Origin of the sequence: Pseudomonas sp. NFACC43 (assembly GCF_900119645.1) — a bacterium.
Classification (GTDB): domain Bacteria; phylum Pseudomonadota; class Gammaproteobacteria; order Pseudomonadales; family Pseudomonadaceae; genus Aquipseudomonas.
In genome coordinates this window covers 622,369-640,346 of the sequence record NZ_FPKK01000001.1, presented here as the reverse complement: position 1 = coordinate 640,346, position 17,978 = coordinate 622,369, and the positions used below count along the sequence as shown (strand labels likewise).

Annotated in this window: 6 protein-coding genes; 2 read left to right on the top strand and 4 right to left on the bottom strand. The window is 65.5% G+C overall.

Features of this window, described 5'->3' with window-relative positions; genetic code table 11:
• The first annotated feature begins 116 nt into the window (after positions 1 to 116).
• Entirely contained in the window at positions 117 to 13,097 is a 12,981-nt protein-coding gene (locus BT179_RS02695; RefSeq protein WP_072430326.1) for a non-ribosomal peptide synthetase, read from the top strand.
• Positions 13,098 to 13,187: 90 nt separating this feature from the next.
• On the opposite strand, the gene BT179_RS02690 is transcribed toward BT179_RS02695, so the two are convergent.
• Positions 13,188 to 13,454: a hypothetical protein gene (locus BT179_RS02690; protein ID WP_072430327.1), complete on the bottom strand. Its 267-nt coding sequence runs from the start codon at positions 13,452 to 13,454 to the stop codon at positions 13,188 to 13,190.
• Positions 13,455 to 13,645: 191 nt separating this feature from the next.
• On the opposite strand from BT179_RS02690, the gene BT179_RS02685 reads away from it, so the two are divergent.
• Complete coding sequence (locus BT179_RS02685) at positions 13,646 to 14,452, top strand: alpha/beta fold hydrolase (protein ID WP_072430328.1); 807 nt, start codon at positions 13,646 to 13,648, stop codon at positions 14,450 to 14,452.
• A 107-nt stretch (positions 14,453 to 14,559) separates the two neighbouring features.
• Here the strand turns inward: BT179_RS02685 and dsbG are convergent, their stop codons facing one another.
• From dsbG to dsbD, 3 genes are read right to left on the bottom strand one after another with little or no spacing between them, the layout of a single operon-like run.
• The gene (gene dsbG / locus BT179_RS02680; protein ID WP_072389146.1) at positions 14,560 to 15,327 is read right to left on the bottom strand and encodes a thiol:disulfide interchange protein DsbG; all 768 of its coding nucleotides are present in this window, start codon (positions 15,325 to 15,327) and stop codon (positions 14,560 to 14,562) included.
• On the bottom strand, positions 15,303 to 16,172 hold the full coding sequence (locus tag BT179_RS02675; RefSeq protein WP_072389144.1) for a TlpA family protein disulfide reductase: 870 nt from the start codon (positions 16,170 to 16,172) through the stop codon (positions 15,303 to 15,305). The genes dsbG and BT179_RS02675 overlap by 25 nt, the downstream gene beginning before the upstream one ends.
• Entirely contained in the window at positions 16,172 to 17,899 is a 1,728-nt protein-coding gene (gene dsbD / locus BT179_RS02670; protein WP_072430329.1) for a protein-disulfide reductase DsbD, read from the bottom strand. Before dsbD ends, BT179_RS02675 begins: the two co-directional genes overlap by 1 nt.
• Positions 17,900 to 17,978 lie beyond the last annotated feature (79 nt).

The following is a 17,978-nucleotide window of genomic DNA, read 5'->3' as shown; positions in this document are numbered from 1 at the left end:
ACGCATTTCCATTGCCTCGCGCGGTCGGCCATGACCGCGTCCCGCATGCCGTCGATGGCGTGCGATGGAAGAAGACTGGATATCACTTGCAAGCCGAATTTCAGGCAGGAAACCTCATGACCGACGCGTTCGAACTTCCCAGCACCCTGGCCCATGCCCTCCAGCGCCGCGCCGCCTCGACGCCGGATCGCGTGGCCTTGCGCTTCCTTGCCGACACGCCGGAGCAGAGCGTGGTGCTGAGTTATCGCGATCTGGACCTGCGCGCCCGCACCATTGCCGCCGCCTTGCAGGCCGAGGCGACAGTCGGCGATCGCGCGGTGCTGCTGTTTCCCAGCGGCCCCGATTATGTCGCGGCGTTTTTCGGTTGCCTGTACGCCGGTGTGATCGCCGTGCCGGCCTATCCACCGGAGTCGGCCCGTCGTCATCACCAGGAACGTCTGCTGTCGATCATCGCCGACGCCGAGCCGCGCCTTTTGCTCACCAGCAGCGATCTGCGCGAAGCCTTGCAGGCCATCGAGTCCGCACCACCGTTGCTATGCGTCGACAGCCTCGACCCGGCACGTGCCGGACAATGGGTCGCGCCGACCTTGCAGGACGATGACATTGCCTTTTTGCAATACACCTCCGGCTCCACTGCATTGCCCAAGGGGGTGCAGGTCAGCCATGGCAACCTGGTGGCCAACGAGCTGTTGATCCGCCATGGCTTCGGCATCGACCTGAATCCCGACGACGTCATCGTCAGCTGGCTGCCGCTGTATCACGACATGGGCTTGATCGGCGGCCTGCTGCAACCGGTCTTCAGTGGCGTGCCATGCGTGCTGATGTCGCCGGGGTATTTCCTGGCCCGGCCGTTGCGTTGGCTGGAAGCCATCAGCGAGTACGGTGGCACCATCAGCGGCGGCCCGGATTTCGCCTATCGGTTGTGCAGCGAGCGGATCAGCGACTCGGCCTTGCAGCGCCTCGACCTGAGCGGCTGGCGGGTGGCCTATTCGGGCTCCGAGCCGATCCGCCTCGACACCCTGGAACGTTTCGCCGAGAAGTTCGCGGCGTGCGGTTTCACCTCTGAAAACTTCATGGCGTCCTACGGCCTGGCGGAAGCCACCCTGTTCGTCGCCGGCACGCCCCGCAGCCATGGCATTGCTTCATTGCGCATAGACGACGCGGCGCTGGCGCAGAACCGCGCCGAGCCGGGGCAAGGCAGCGCGGTGATGAGCTGCGGTTTCGGCCAGCCCGGACACGGGGTGCTGGTCGTCGAACCCAATACGCTGCAGCCGCTGGCCGACCAGCAGGTGGGCGAAGTCTGGGCCACCGGGCCGAGCATCGCCCATGGTTACTGGCGCAATCCCGAGGCCACGGCCAAGACCTTCGTCCAGCATGACGGTCGTACCTGGCTGCGCACCGGCGACCTGGGCTTCGTCCATGGCGGCGAGCTGTTCATCACCGGTCGCTTGAAAGACATGCTGATCGTGCGCGGGCACAACCTTTATCCCCAGGACATCGAGCAGACCATCGAGCGTGAGGTGGAAGTGGTGCGCAAAGGCCGGGTGGCGGCCTTCGCAGTCAACGATGGCACCGAGGAAGGCATCGGCATTGCGGCGGAAATCAGCCGCAGCGTGCAGAAAATCCTGCCGCCCGAGGCGCTGATCAAGACCCTTCGCCAGGTGGTGGCCGACGCCTGCCAGCAAGCGCCGAGCGTGGTGGTGCTACTCAATCCCGGTGCCTTGCCCAAGACGTCCAGCGGCAAGTTGCAACGCTCGGCGTGCCGCACTCGCCTGGCCGACGGCAGCCTCGACAGCTATGCGCAGTTCCCGTCGACCGAGGTCGCAGGTGTCCGTGCGCAGGCGTCGACCTCGCCGTTGCAGGCGCAGATTGCCCAGCTCTGGCGCGAGCTGTTGCAGGTTGACGAAGTGCAGGGAGACGATCATTTCTTCCTGCTGGGGGGCAACTCCATCATCGCCACCCAGGTGGTTGCGCGGCTGCGCGAAACCCTGGGCGTGACATTGGAGCTGCGCCTGCTGTTCGAAGCCCCGACCCTCAGCGCTTTCACGGCCGCAGTGGCCGCCAGCCAACAGGACGGCAACCCGTCACAGGACACGATCAGCCTGTTGCCGCGCCATGAGGCATTGCCGCAGTCCCTGGCCCAGAACCGCTTGTGGATCACCTGGCAACTGGACCCCGCAAGCTGCGCCTATAACATTCCCGGCGGCTTGCACCTGCGTGGCGAATTGGACGAAAACGCACTGCGCGCCAGTTTTCAGCAACTGATCGAACGCCATGAATCCCTGCGCACGCGTTTCCTGGAGCGCGATGGCGTGGCCATGCAGCAGATCGATCCGGCTGCGGGATTCGACCTGCGCTCAATCGATCTGGCGGACTTGCCCAACGATCAGCGCCAGGCCCGCGCCCGGCAGATCCGGGAAACCGAAGCGACTACGCCGTTCGACCTGGAAAAGGGGCCGCTGCTGCGGGTCACGCTGGTGCGCCTGGATGAGGACGATCACCAGTTGCTGGTGACGATGCACCACATCATTGCCGACGGCTGGTCGATGAATGTGCTGGTGGACGAATTCTCGCGGCTGTATGCCGCCGCGACGCAGGGGCAGGTCGCCGCGCTGGCGCCGCTGCCGTTGCAGTACGCCGACTACGCCCGCTGGCAGCGCCAGTGGCTCGCCCAGGGAGAAGCCGAGCGGCAACTGGCCTATTGGAAACAGACACTGGGAGACGAACATCCCGTCCTGGCGCTGAGCACCGATCATCCTCGCAGCGCCCAGCGTCTTCGCAGCGCCGCGCGTCATAGCCTGCGCCTGGACAAGAGCCTCGGCGATGCCTTGCGCCAGCTCGCCCAGGCCCACGACGCGACACCGTTCATGTGTCTGCTGGCGGCATTCCAGGCCTTGTTGCAACGCTATACCGGCCAGTCCGACCTGCGCATCGGCGTGCCCAATGCCAACCGTCCACGCCTGGAAACCCAAGGCCTGATCGGCTTCTTCATCAATACCCAGGTGCTGCGCGGGCAGGTCGATTCGCGCCAGTCCTTCGCCGCGCTCCTGGCCCAGGCCCGGGAGGCCACGCTGGGCGCCCAGGCGTACCAGGACCTTCCCTACGAACAACTGCTCGAAGCCTTCCCGCAGGCTCGCGAACAAGGGCTGTTCCAGGTGATGTTCAACCATCAGCAACGCGACCTGGGCGCCTTGCGACGCTTGCCGGGATTGCTGGCCGATGAGCTGCCATGGCACAGCCGCGAAGCCAAGTTCGATCTGCAACTGCACAGCGAGGAAGACCGCAACGGGCGGTTGACGCTGTCGTTCGACTACGCCGACGAGCTGTTCGAGGCGGCGACCATCGCGCGCCTGGCCGGGCATTTCTGCAACCTGCTGCGGGCAGTATGCGCCGATCCGCAGCAGGCCATCGGCGACGTGCCTTTGCTGTCCGCCGATGAGCAGGCGCAACAGCAGCAATGGAGTGTGGCCCCTTGCGAACCGGCGGCACGATGGTTGCCGGAGCTGCTGAACGAGCAGGCCCGGCGTACGCCGCAACGCGCCGCGCTGCTGTGGGAGGGCGGTCGCCTGGACTACGCCGAACTGCACACCCAGGCCAATCGCCTGGCCCACTACCTGCGGGACAAAGGCGTTGGCCCCGATGTGTGCGTGGCAATCGCCGCCGAGCGTTCGCCGCAGTTGCTCATCGGCGTGCTGGCGATCATCAAGGCCGGTGGCGCCTATGTACCGCTGGATGCGGATTACCCGGCCGAACGCCTGGCCTATATGCTCCAGGACAGCGGCGTCGATCTGCTGCTGACGCAGACCGCGTTGCTCGAACGCTTGCCGGTCTGCGAAGGCATCAGCGTGATTGCCCTGGATGCCTTGCATCTGGAGCAATGGCCGGGCAATCCGCCAGGCCTGCATCTGCACGGCGATCATTTGGCCTACGTGATCTACACCTCCGGTTCCACCGGCCAGCCCAAGGGGGTCGGCAACACCCACGCGGCCCTGGCCGAACGCTTGCAATGGATGCAGGCCACCTATGGCCTGGACGAAACCGATGTGCTGATGCAAAAGGCGCCGATCAGCTTCGACGTGTCGGTGTGGGAATGCTTCTGGCCCTTGATCACAGGTTGCCCGCTGGTCCTGGCCGGCCCCGGCGAACATCGCGACCCGCACCGCATCGCCCAGTTGGTCCAACAGTTTGGCGTGACCACGCTGCACTTCGTGCCACCGCTGCTCAGCCTGTTCGTCGACGAACCCTTGAGCGCCGGTTGCACCTGCCTGCGCCGGGTGTTCTCCGGGGGTGAAGCCTTGCCGGCCGAATTACGCAGCCGAGTGCTGGCGCAACTGCCGACGGCGCAACTGCACAATCGCTACGGTCCGACCGAAACCGCCATCAACGTCACGCACTGGCATTGCAGCGATGCCGATGGCGAGCGCTCGCCGATCGGCCGTCCGCTGGGCAACGTGCTGTGTCGCGTGCTCGACAGTGAGCTCAACCCGGTACCGTCCGGAGTGTCGGGCGAACTGTGCATCGGCGGCCTGGGCCTGGCCCGGGGTTACCTCGGCCGGCCGGGCCTGAGCGCCGAGCGGTTTGTACCGGATCCGCTGGCCGCCACGGGCGCGCGCCTGTATCGCACCGGCGACCGGGCGCGCTGGACCGCCGGTGGGGTGATCGAATACCTCGGCCGCCTCGATCAGCAGGTCAAACTGCGCGGTTTCCGTATCGAACCGCAGGAAATCGAAGCGCGGCTGCTGGCCCAGGAGGGCATCGCCCAGGCGGCCGTGCTGGTGCGCGACACCGCCGCCGGTCCGCAATTGATCGGCTACTACACAGCGCCAGATCTTACCGGGGACGACCTGGACCAGCGGCTCCTCGCCGCCCTGGCCGCCGAATTGCCGGACTACATGGTGCCCGCGCAGGTGTTGCGCCTGGATGCCATGCCGCTGAGCCCCAGCGGCAAGCTCGACCGCCACGCCTTGCCCGAACCGCAGTGGCAGGGGCGTGACCACGTGGAGCCGGTCAGCGCCCTCGAATGCCAGCTCGCCGATATCTGGCGCGACGTGCTGGGGCTGTCCCGGATTGGCCTGCGGGATGATTTCTTTGCCCTCGGCGGCCACTCGCTGCTGGCGACCCAGATCATTTCCCGCACCCGCCAGGCCTGCGACGTCGAGTTGCCGCTGCGAGCCTTGTTCGAGAACAGTGAACTGGGGGCGTTTGCCGAACAGGTACGCTTGATCCAGGCCAGTGGCCAGACCAACCGGCAGCCACCGATCGAAAAGGTCGATCGCAGCCAACCGGTGCCGCTGTCCTATTCCCAGCAGCGCATGTGGTTCCTCTGGCAGATGGAGCCGGACAGCCCGGCCTATAACGTCGGCGGCATGGCGCGTTTGCGCGGGGTGCTGGATGTCGGGCGCTTCGAGGCGGCCTTGCAGGCATTGGTCTTGCGACACGAAACCCTGCGCACCACGTTCCCCAGTGCCGACGGCGTGGCCTGGCAGCAGGTGCACGATGACGTGGGCCTGCGGATGGACTGGAAGGATTTCTCGGCGCTGGCCGCCGATGTCCGTGAACAACGGGTGCAGGCGCTGGCCGACAGCGAGGCCCACAAGCCTTTCGACCTGGAAACCGGGCCGTTGCTGCGGGCCTGCCTGGTCAAGACCGCGGAGCAGGAGCATTACCTGGTGCTGACCCTGCATCACATCGTCACCGAAGGCTGGGCGATGGACATCTTCGCCCGGGAGCTGAGCGCGTTGTACGAAGCCTTCGTCGATGACCGCCAATCGCCGCTGGAGCCTTTGCCGGTGCAATACCTGGACTACAGCGTCTGGCAGCGCCAGTGGCTGGAGTCCGGCGAGCGCCAACGGCAACTGGACTACTGGACCGCGCAACTGGGCCGTGAACACCCATTGCTGGAGCTACCGTCCGACCGTCCGCGGCCACCGGTGCAAAGCCATCGCGGCGAGTTGTTCCGCTTCGACCTCAGCGATGACCTGGCCGCCAGGGTGCGTGCCTTCAACGCGCAACACGGCTTGACCCTGTTCATGACCATGACCGCCGCCTTGGCCGTGCTGCTCTATCGCTACAGCGGCCAGACCGACCTTCGCATCGGCGCGCCGGTGGCCAACCGGATCCGACCGGAAAGCGAAGGGCTGATCGGTGCGTTCCTCAACACCCAGGTGCTGCGTTGCCAGCTCGACGGGCAGATGTCGGTGGGCGAGCTGTTCGAGCAGGTGCGCCATACAGTCATCGAAGGCCAGTCCCACCAGGACCTGCCGTTCGATCATCTGGTCGAAGCCCTGCAACCGCCGCGCAGCGCCGCCTACAATCCGCTGTTCCAGGTGATGTGCAACGTCCAGCGCTGGGAATTCCAGCAGAGCCGCACATTGGCCGGCATGACCGTGCAGTACCTGGTGAACGATGCCCGGGCCACCAAGTTCGACCTCAACCTGGAGGTCACCGACCTGGATCATCGCCTGGGTTGCTGCCTGACCTACAGCACCGACCTGTTCGATGACCCCCGCATCGCCCGCATGGCCGGGCATTGGCGCAACCTGCTGGAGGCGCTGCTGAGCGATCCGGGCCGACGCTTGAGCGAGCTGCCGCTGCTGGACGCTGGCGAGCGGCAACAGTTGCTCGACAACCTGGGTGTCGAGCCCGGCGAGCATCGCCTGGACCACTGCCTGCACCCGCTGTTCAGCGAGCAGGCCCAGGCCCGTCCCGATGCCCCGGCCTTGACCTTTGCCGGACAGACCCTGACCTACGGTGAACTCGAACGCCGCGCCAATCGCCTGGCCTGGATGCTGCGCGAGCGCGGCGTCGGGCCACAGGTCCGGGTGGGCCTGGCCCTGGAGCGTTCCCTGGAAATGGTCATCGGCCTGCTGGCGATTCTCAAGGCCGGCGGTGCCTACGTGCCGCTGGACCCCGAATACCCGCTGGACCGCTTGCACTACATGATCGAAGACAGCGGCATCGCGTGGTTGCTCAGCGACCGGGCGATGTTCGAGTCTCTCGGTGCGCTGCCAGACGGCGTCGGACGCTGGAGCCTGGAGGAGGATGGTCCGGCATTGGTGCAATATCCTGATCATCCATTGCCGTCGATCAACCTGCCGCAGCACCAGGCCTACTTGATCTACACCTCGGGCTCCACCGGCAAGCCCAAGGGGGTGGTGGTGTCCCACGGCGAAATCGCCATGCACTGCCAGGCGGTGATCCAGCGTTTCGGCATGCGCCCGGACGACTGCGAGCTGCATTTCTATTCCATCAACTTTGACGCCGCCACCGAGCGCCTGCTGGTGCCGCTGCTCAGCGGCGCCCATGTGGTGCTGCGGGCCCAGGGGCAATGGGACGCCGAGGAAATCTGCGGATTGATCCGCGCGCATGGCGTCAACGTCCTCGGTTTCACGCCCAGCTATGGCAGCCAACTGGCGCAATGGCTGGCGACCCAGGAGCAGATCCTGCCCGTGCGCATGTGCATCACGGGGGGCGAGGCCCTGACCGGGGAGCATCTGCAGCGCATCCGCGCGGCGTTCAGCCCGGCACGGTTTTTCAACGCCTATGGCCCGACGGAAACCGTGGTCATGCCATTGGCGTGCCTGGCACCCGAGCAATTGGAGGAGGGCGTGGCCAGCGTGCCCATCGGCAGTGTGGTCGGTGAGCGGGTGGCTTATATCCTCGATGCCGACCTGGCCCTGGTGCCGCAAGGCGCGACAGGCGAGTTGTACGTCGGCGGCGCGGGCCTGGCCCAGGGGTACCACCAGCGGCCGGGCATGACGGCCGAGCGGTTCGTCGCCGATCCGTTCTGCACCGAAGGTGGGCGGCTCTATCGCACCGGCGACCTGGTGCGCCAGCGTGCCGATGGCCTGGTGGAATACCTGGGTCGGGTCGACCATCAGGTCAAGATCCGTGGCTTCCGTATCGAACTGGGGGAAATCGAAACACGCCTGTTGGAACACGACGCGGTGCGCGAGGCCGTGGTACTGGCCCTCGATATGCCGGGCGGCAAGCAATTGGCAGGCTACCTGGTGACCGACGTCGCCACCCAGGACGCCGAACGACAAGGCGTCCTGCGCGAAGCCTTGAAGCATCATCTCAAGGCTCAGCTGCCGGACTACATGGTGCCCACGCACCTGATCCTGCTGGCGAGCATGCCGCTGACCGCCAACGGCAAGCTCGACCGTCGCGCCTTGCCGATGCCGGATCTTGAGCTCAACCGGCAACATTATGTGGCGCCGAGCAATGCCCTGGAGCAGACCCTGGCGGCCATCTGGTGCGAGGTGCTGAACGTGGAACAGGTCGGCCTCAACGATAATTTCTTCGAGCTGGGCGGCGATTCGATCCTGTCTATCCAGGTGGTCAGTCGGGCCCGGCAGCAGGGCATCCACTTCACGCCCCGCGACCTGTTCCAGCACCAGACCGTGCAGACCCTGGCCGCTGTCGCCACCCGCAGCGAACAGCTGAGCGCCGAGCAGGGCTTGCTGAGCGGCGAGTCGGGGCTGACACCGATCCAGCACTGGTTCTTCGAGTGCCCGATCCCCAATCGACACCACTGGAACCAGGCGTTGTTGCTGGAGCCGGCCATGACCCTGGACCCGGGACATCTGGAACAGGCGCTGCAGGCTGTCCTGCAGCAGCACGACGCCCTGCGCCTGGGCTTTGCACAGACCGCCGGACACTGGCGCGCCGAGCATCGGCCGCTGTCGGACGTCGCGCTGGTGCAGTCGCTGTCCGTCGACTCCGTGGAGCATTGCCAGGCCTTGTTCGAGCAGACCCAGCGCAGCCTCGATCTGTCTGGCGGTCCGTTGCTCAGGGCAGTGCTGGCCCGGTTGCCCGACGGTGGGCAGCGCCTGCTGATCGTCATCCATCACCTGGTGGTGGACGCGGTGTCGTGGCGGGTACTGATGGACGATCTGCAAACCGTCTACCGCCAGATCACGGCCGGGCAAGCGATCGGGCTGCCGGCCAAGACCAGCCCATTGCGCGATTGGGCGGCGCGCTTGCAGGCCTATGCCGGCAGCGAGTCCCTGCGCGAAGAACTGGCCGACTGGCAACGCCGGTTGAGCGGCCCGGCTGTGGCGTTGCCTTGCGCGCATCCTGACGGTGCTCTCCAGGAGCGTCATGGGCAGACGGTCAGTGTGCGCCTGGATGCCGGGCGCACCCGGCAGCTGTTGCAACAGGCGCCGAGTGCCTACCGCACCCAGGTCAACGACCTGTTGCTCACGGCACTGGCCCGGGTCCTGTGCCGCTGGAGCGGTCATGAGTCGGCCCTGGTCCAGCTCGAGGGGCACGGCCGCGAGATGCTGTTCGACGATCTGGACCTGACCCGCACCGTGGGTTGGTTCACCAGTGTCTACCCTGTGCGCCTGAGCCCGTCGGCCGAAGATATCGGCGCATCGATCAAGGCCATCAAGGAGCAGTTGCGCGCCGTACCGCACAAGGGGCTGGGCTATGGCGTGCTGCGCTACCTGGCCGACGACGCCACTCGCCAGGCGATGGCTGACCTGCCGCAGGCGTCGATCACCTTCAACTACCTGGGCCAGCTTGACCAGACCCTGGGGCATGACGCCCTGTTCCGGCCACTGGACGCAGCGCTGGGGGCGATCCACGACCCCGATGCGCCACTGCCCAATGAGCTGAGTGTCGACAGCCAGGTCAGTGGTGGTGAGCTGGTGCTGCGCTGGACCTACAGCGGCGAACGCCATGACAGGCAGACGATCGTCACCTTGGCCGCGGCGTACCTCGATGAGTTGCAGCGCCTGGTCGAGCACTGCCTGACGGACGAGGCGGGCGGCCCGACGCCGTCGGATTTCCCGCTGGCGAAACTGTCCCAGGAGCAGCTCGACCACTTGCCCGTGCCGGCTGCGCAGATCGAGGATGTCTATCCACTGACGCCGATGCAGGAAGGCATGCTGCTGCACACCTTGCTGGAACCGGGCACCGGTCTGTACTACATGCAGGACCGCTACCGCATCGACAGCGAACTGGACCCGCATCGTTTCGCCCAAGCCTGGGAGGCGGTGGTGAGCCGTCACGAAGCCTTGCGCGCCTCGTTCTGCTGGAACGTCGGCGAAGAGATGCTGCAGATCATCCACAAGCCCGGCAACACGCCAGTGGATTATCTCGACTGGCGCGAGGTACCCGGGGACCAGCAGGAAGACCGGCTCCAGGCGCTGCTCAAGCGCGAACGCGAGGCCGGCTTCGATCTGTTGAACCAGGCACCGTTCCACCTGCGACTGATCCGCGTGGGCGAGGCGCGCTACTGGTTCATGATGAGCAATCACCACATCCTGATCGACGCCTGGTGCCGCTCGTTGCTGATGGACGATTTCTTCGAGATCTATACCGCCCTTGGCGAAAACCGCGAGCCCCGGCTGGCCGTTCCACCCCGCTATCGCGACTACATCGGCTGGCTGCAGCATCGGAGCCTGGCCGAGGCCCGCCAGTGGTGGAAGCACAACCTGGAAGGGTTCGAACGGACCACGCCAATCCCCGCCGACCGCCCGTTCCTGCGTGAACACGCCGGTGACAGCGCAGGCATGATCGTCGGCGACTGCTACACCCGCCTCGAGGCAAAGGACGGCGCACGGCTGCGCGAACTGGCCCAGGCTCACCAACTGACGGTCAACACCTTCGCCCAGGCAGCGTGGGCGCTGGTGCTGCGGCGAGTGAGCGGTGACCGGGACGTGCTGTTCGGTGTCACCGTGGCCGGCCGCCCGGTGGAATTGCCGCAGATGCAGCGCACGGTGGGGCTGTTCATCAACAGTGTCGCGTTGCGGGTGCGGATGCCCGAGGACCAGCAGCGCTGTACGGTGCGCCAGTGGCTGGGCCAGTTGCTGGACAGCAACATGCAACTGCGCGAATACGAGTACCTGCCGCTGGTGAGCATCCAGGAAGTCAGCGAACTGCCCAAGGGCCAGCCGCTGTTCGACAGCCTGTTCGTGTTCGAGAACGCTCCGGTGCAAGTCTCGGTGCTGGACCGCGCCCGCAGCCTCAACGCCACGTCGGATTCGGGTCGCACCCACACCAACTTCCCGTTGACGGCGGTCTGCTATCCCGGGGACGACCTGGGGCTGCATCTGTCTTACGACCGACGCTACTTCGAAGCGTCCACCGTCGAGGGGCTGCTGGGTGAGTTCAAGCGATTGCTGCTGGCCCTGATGGAGGGCTTGCACGGTGACATGGCCGAGCTGCCGCTGATGGCGGCGCAGGAGCAGGACTTCCTGGTCCATGGCTGCAACCAGAGTGAGCGCGACTATCCCTTGGCCCAGAGCTATGTGGAATTGTTCGAGGCCCGGGTTGCGGCCCATCCGCAACGGATCGCGGCCAGCTGCCTGGACAACCGATACACCTACGCCGGGTTGAACGCCCACAGCAACCGCCTGGGCCATGCACTGATCGCCTGCGGCGTAGGCCTCGATCAGCCGGTGGCGCTGCTGGCCGAACGGGGGCTGGACCTGCTGGCAATGATCATCGGCAGCTTCAAGGCCGGCGCCGGGTACCTGCCGCTGGACCCGGGCCTGCCGAGCCAGCGCCTGGGGCGTATCCTGGAACTGAGCCGCACGCCGCTGCTGGTCTGCACCCAGGCCTGCCATGCCCAGGCGCTGGCGCTGCTGGATGAGCATGCCTGTTCGGCGCGGCCGAAGCTGCTGGTGTGGGAAGACATCCAGGCCAGTGATGCGTCGCAGGAAAACCCCGGAGTCCATAGCGGGCCGGACAACCTGGCGTATGTGATCTATACGTCCGGTTCCACCGGGCAGCCCAAGGGCGTGATGGTGCAGCAGCGGGGCATGCTCAACAATCAGCTGAGCAAGGTGCCGTACCTGGCGCTGGACGAGGCCGATGTGATCGCCCAGACGGCGTCCCAGAGTTTCGACATCTCGGTGTGGCAGTTCCTCGCCGCGCCGTTGTTCGGGGCCAGGGTCGACATCGTGCCGAATACCATCGCCCATGATCCGCAAGGGTTACTGGAACATGTGCAGCGCCAGGGCATCACGGTGCTGGAAAGCGTGCCGTCCCTGATCCAGGGCATGCTTGCCCAGGATCGTGTCAGCCTGGACGGACTGCGCTGGATGTTGCCCACTGGCGAAGCGATGCCCCCGGAGCTGGCCCACCAGTGGCTGTTGCGATACCCGGCCATCGGCCTGGTCAACGCCTACGGCCCGGCGGAATGCTCCGATGACGTGGCGTTCTTCCGTGTCGACATGGCGTCGACCCGTGGCACTTACCTGCCCATTGGCACGCCCACCGACAACAACCGTTTGTACCTGCTCGACGGCGCGCTGGAGCTGGTGCCGCTGGGTGCCGTGGGTGAGCTGTGCGTGGCGGGCACCGGGGTGGGACGTGGTTATGTCGGCGATCCGCTGCGTACTGCCCCGGTATTCGTGCCCAATCCGTTCGGCGCGCCGGGGGAGCGGTTGTACCGCACTGGGGACCTGGCGCGGCGGCGCAGCGATGGCGTGCTGGAGTACGTCGGCCGCATCGATCATCAGGTGAAGATTCGTGGCTATCGTATCGAGCTGGGTGAAATCGAGGCGCGGCTGCATGAGCAGCCGGAGTTGCGCGATGCCGCGGTGGGCGTGCAGGCGGGGATCAACGGCAAGCATCTGGTGGGCTACCTGGTCGCTTCTGATTCGACGCTGCCGGCGACCGAACGCCTGGAGCGCATCAAGCAACGCCTGCGGGCCGAGCTGCCGGAATACATGGTGCCGCTGCATTGGCTATGGCTGGACCGGCTGCCCCTGAACGCCAATGGCAAGCTCGACCGCAACGCCTTGCCGGCCCTGGAGATCGGCCAGTTGCAAAGCCAGGATTACCAGGCACCGGGCACCGCGCTGGAACAGACCCTGGCGGATATCTGGGCGCAGGTGCTGAACGTCGAGCGAGTGGGCGTACGGGATAACTTCTTCGAACTGGGCGGTCATTCGTTGCTGGCGACGCAAATCGCCTCTCGGGTACAGAAGGCCCTGCAACGCAACGTACCGCTGCGGGCCATGTTCGAATGCAGCACGGTCCAGGAACTGGCCGACTACATCGAAGGATTGGCTGCCAGCGAAATCACCGAGGAGAAGGTGGACCGGCTGAATGACTTGATGGCCGAGCTGGAGGGGCTGTAAATGGCATGATCTCTGTGCAGGCCCCTGTGTGAGCGGGGCCTGCGCCTCTTGTCGCGAGGTATCCAGCGATCTTAAATCCCTGTGGGCGCGTCATGGGGTGCGGCAGCATTCTTCCGGTTTGCTGAAAAAGGTGACGCCGGAGGCGAATGCGCCGATTTCCTGGAAGGTATCGTTGACGGCATCCAGCAAACCGAATTCTTCCGGGGTCTGGGTGTTGCCGTAAACGGCCAGCAGTGCCTCGTAGAACATCAGTTTTCCTTTGGCCCGCTGTCCGGAAGCTTTCTGGGTATCGGCGGCTTTGGGCTTCAAAAGATCCACTTGTGCCTGGGCGAACGCCTGAAGCTCGGCTTTGGTCATGGCGGTTCTCCATCCGGTGATGGTTGATCGAGTCCTCACCCTATCGCCAGTGGCCGGGCAAAACTACTGTCATAGCTGACAGGTACCCTACGGACGGGATCATCCCTTGCATTGACGGATCGCTGCACGCCACGGCAGGCTGCCGAGGTTTTTGCGCATTCAAACTTTCCATATTCACAAGGAGGTCCTCGATGCCCTTTGCAACCCTTGATGGACAATCGCTTCACTACCTCGACCAGGGCCAGGGCCCGGTGGTGGTGTTGGGCAGCAGTTATTTGTGGGACCACGGCATGTGGGCGCCGCAGATCGAGGCCTTGTCCCGGCATTACCGGGTGATCGCCCCGGACCTGTGGGGCCACGGCCAATCCGGGCGTCTGCCGCAGGACATGACCTCCCTGGACGACCTGGCTCGCCAGGTGCTGGGGCTGATGGACCAACTGGACGTCGATGACTTCAGCCTGGTGGGGCTTTCGGTGGGCGGCATGTGGGGCACCCGGTTGGCGCTGGCGGCGCCCCAGCGGCTGCAGGCACTGGTGCTGATGGACACTTATGTGGGCGTCGAGCCGGAGCCGACCCGCCAGTATTATTTCTCGTTGTTCGACAAGATCGAGGCGAACGGGGCCATTGCCGAACCTTTGCTGGATATCATCGTGCCGATTTTCTTCCGGCCGGGCATCGAGCCGCAGTCGCCGCTGTACCAGCAGTTCCGCGCCACGCTGGCCGCCTTGCCGGCCGACCGTCTGCGCGACAGCATCGTGCCGCTGGGACGGATCATCTTCGGTCGGGACGACATTCTGTCGCGCCTGCCGGAGCTGGACGCCGGCCGGACCCTGGTGATGTGTGGCGACCAGGACAAGCCACGGCCGCCGTCCGAGGCCCAGGAGATGGCCGGGCTGATCGGTTGCCCCTGTCGGTTGATCCCGCAAGCGGGGCATATCTCCAACCTGGAGAACGCGGAGTTCGTGACCGCCGCGCTGTTGGAGTTTCTACGCCGCTGACCCCGCCATCGCGACCCGTGGAGGGGGGCGAAAACCGATGTCGTGGACGACGATAAAAACCTGTGGGAGCGGGCTTGCCGCTCCTGCGCGGTTTCGGTGGCCGCCAGTTACTTCGGCCCGAGTATCTTCACCAGCTTGTCCGGTGATGGCGCGCCTTGCTGTTGCTGCAGGTCGCCTTTTTCATCCAGATAGAAAATCGCCGGGGTGGCGGACAGTTCCAGTTCGTCCATGAGCTGCAAGTTGGCATCCAGCTTGGCCTGGATGGCCGGCGGTATGTCCTTGAGCGGTTTGAGGGGGCTGCCCTTGCCGGCCTTCTCATGGTTCTCCAGGGCTTTTTCAGGATCCTTGGCGGCCAGCAACGCGGCGGATTTTGCCGGGCTGTCCTCACGGATGATGCCCACCATGATGTGGCGAAGCTGCACCTTGCCGGCGTTGACCCATGGCCGTGCCTGTTCCCAGAACATGTTGCAGTACGGGCAGTTGGGATCACTGAACAGGTAGACGGTGCGTGGTGCATCCGGTTTGCCGTCGGCGATCCAGTGGCTCGCTTGCATCTTGCTCCAGATCTGCTTGGCCATCGGGGCATAGACCAGCTTCTGCAGCGGCTCGGCGCTCAGGTCCTTGCCGTCGGCGTCGTACAGGTTGCCCAGCAGTACATGCTGGCCGTCGGGCGTCAGGTAAAGCGCCATGCCACGGTTCTGGTATTGCGCGGCGTAACCGCGAAGTCCGTCCGGTGCCTGGAACGTGCCGACGATTTTCGCGCCCTTGGCTTCGATCTTCTTGATGGCTGCCGGCAACTCCTCGGCCTGGAGCAGGGGGGCTTGGGACAGCGCTGTGGCGAAGGCCAGTGTCAGCAGAGGGCGGAGGCGGGGCATGGCGATTTCCTTGTGACGGGGTGGGGCGCCGCGGTCGAGCCCGGCGTTTCGAAGTTTTCCAGGGCGCGGGCCAGGCTCGCTTCCGAGAGTTCACCGAGGTGGCTGTCCAGCAGGCGGCCGTCGGCGCCATAGAACAAGGTTGTCGGCAGGGCCATGGAGCCGACGGCCTGGCCGAGTCGGCCACTGCCATCGAACAGAACGTTGTCCAGGCTCAGGCCCTGGGTTTCGAGGAAGGTGCTGACGCTTTGCATGCTTTCGGCCTGATTGACGAACAGGAACGTCAGGTCGGGACGCTGCTGTTGCGCCTCTTCCAGTACCGGCATCTCACGCCGGCAGGGCGGGCACCAGGTGGCCCAGAGGTTGATGACCAGGGGGCCGCCCTGGTAATCGGTGAGCTTTACCGTCTCGCCTTCGGCGTTTCGCAGGCTGATGTCCGGCAGGCGGGTACCCTGCTCATAGAGGGTCAGGGACATCGTGGCCACCAGCCAGAACAACAGGCCGCTGCCGACGCCAAAGCCCAGTGGCCGGCGCAGGGGCGGACGACGTAGGGCCCACAGCGTTGTGCCGATCAGCAGCGCGACGATGCCGGGCCAGGCCAGGAAACCGCCATCGCGCAGGTCGACGATCTGCCACAGGTCGTCCCGGTAATGGCCCCAATAAGCCACGACAAAGCCGACCCGCGCCGCCAGGAGCCCGAGCAGGAACAGCACGAACAGCACCGATTCGGGGTTCTCGCCACCGCGCCGGGCCACTCGCCAGCCAACGAATGTCGCCAATGCCAGGGCGCTGATCAACAGCAGGTGATTCAGGGCAATGGCGAAGGTCCCCAGGGTTAACGTCAGCATCAGCGAGCATCCCGGGTGGCGTTCCAGCGTGCCAGGAAACCCTTGGCATCGATTTCCCCGGTGATCCGCTGGTTGCGACGCTCCTGGCCATCGCTACCGATCCACAGCAGGCTCGGTGGCCCTGGCACTTGATAGCGCCCCAGCAGCTCACGGCTGGCCTGCGTATCGGCAGTCACGTCAAGGCGCAGCAGGCGTACGCCTTTGAGGGCGTCCAGCACTTCGGGACGGCCGAACACCTGTTTTTCCATGATCTTGCAGGACACGCACCAGTCCGCGTAGTAGTCGAGCAGCACCCACTGGCCCTGGGCCTGGGCGGCGTCGAGCTCCCGCTGCAGGGCCGCGGGTTCGCTGACCGTGACGAAGGCATCCCGGGCATCGACCACCGCGCCGCCCTGGCCGCCGCTGTAGACTTTCAAGGGCTGGAAGAAATCGTCGCTGCCGCCTGCCGCACCGATGACCAGCAGGCTGCCCCAGAGCCCCAGCAACAGCGACGCGCTACCGCACACGTAGGCGGTACGACCGAAACCTTCGGTCTGGCGCCAGGCGCTGTAGGCGGCGATCAGCAACAGCACGCCCCACAATCCGATCCACAGCGAATCATCGATGACCGGACGAATCATCAGCAGCGCAGTGCCCAGGAACAGGAAGCCGAACACGCCCTTGAGCACGTTCATCCAGGCCCCGGGCTTGGGCAGGAAGCGATTGCCCACGGTCACCAGCAGCAACAGCGGCAGGCCCATGCCGATGCCCATGGCGAACAGGATCAGCCCGCCGTGCAGTGCATTGCCGCTCTGGGCTATATACAGCAGTGCGCCGGCCAGTGGCGCGGTCATGCAAGGACCTACCAACAGGCCGGACAGTGCGCCGAGGACGCCGGCGCCCAGCAGGCTGCCGCCACGCCGCTGGCGGCCGGCATTTTCCAGTCGGTCCCGCAGGGCGGCCGGCAATTGCAGTTCGAAGAAACCGAACATCGGCAAAGCCAGCAGCACGAACACCGTCGCAAAGGCGCCCAGCAGCCACGGTTGCTGCAACAGCGCCTGCAGATTGGCTCCCAGCAGCGCGGCGAGCACGCCCATGGCGGCATACACCAGGGCCATGCTGATCACATAACTGCCGGCCAGGGCCAGGCCCCGCCGGGGACCCGCGCCGCTGCCCACCACCAGCCCGGCAAGGATCGGCAGCATCGGCAGGGAGCACGGCGTGAATGCCAGCAGTAGCCCCAGGCCGAAGAACACCAGCAGGCTCCAGCCCAGGGCCCGCTGCTGCAGGCCACTGGCCAGGGCCTGGTCCGCCGCTTCGCCATTGGCCGCCGCGGGAGCGTCGCCGCCCAGGTCGACTACCTGGGTCTGGGGTGGGTAGCACAGGCCTGCGTCGGCGCAGCCCTGGAAACCCACCTTGATCTTGCCGGTGGCGCCCGCCGGGATCTTCAGTTCCAGCGCCTGGCGATAGACCTGTTGATCGCCGAAGAACTCATCGCTGTGGGCCTCGCCTTCGGGCAACGTCGGTTTCTGCGCCTCGGCCAGGCCGTCGAACCTGAGCCGTTGCTGATACAGGTAATACCCGTCGGCGATCTGCCAGAACAGCTGGGTCTCACCGGAATCGAGGCGCTCGGCGGTAAACACGAAGGCCTTTTCCACCGGCAGGAAGTCGGGTTTTGTCTCGAAGGGATTGGCGGCCTGGGCCAGGCCCGAGATCAGGAGCAGCCACAGCAAAAACAATCGACGCATGTAGAGAAGCCTTAGAACGAAGCGAGTGAGGGCACAATGGCGACCGGCGATTAACCGTCGATTAACCCGGCGACGACGG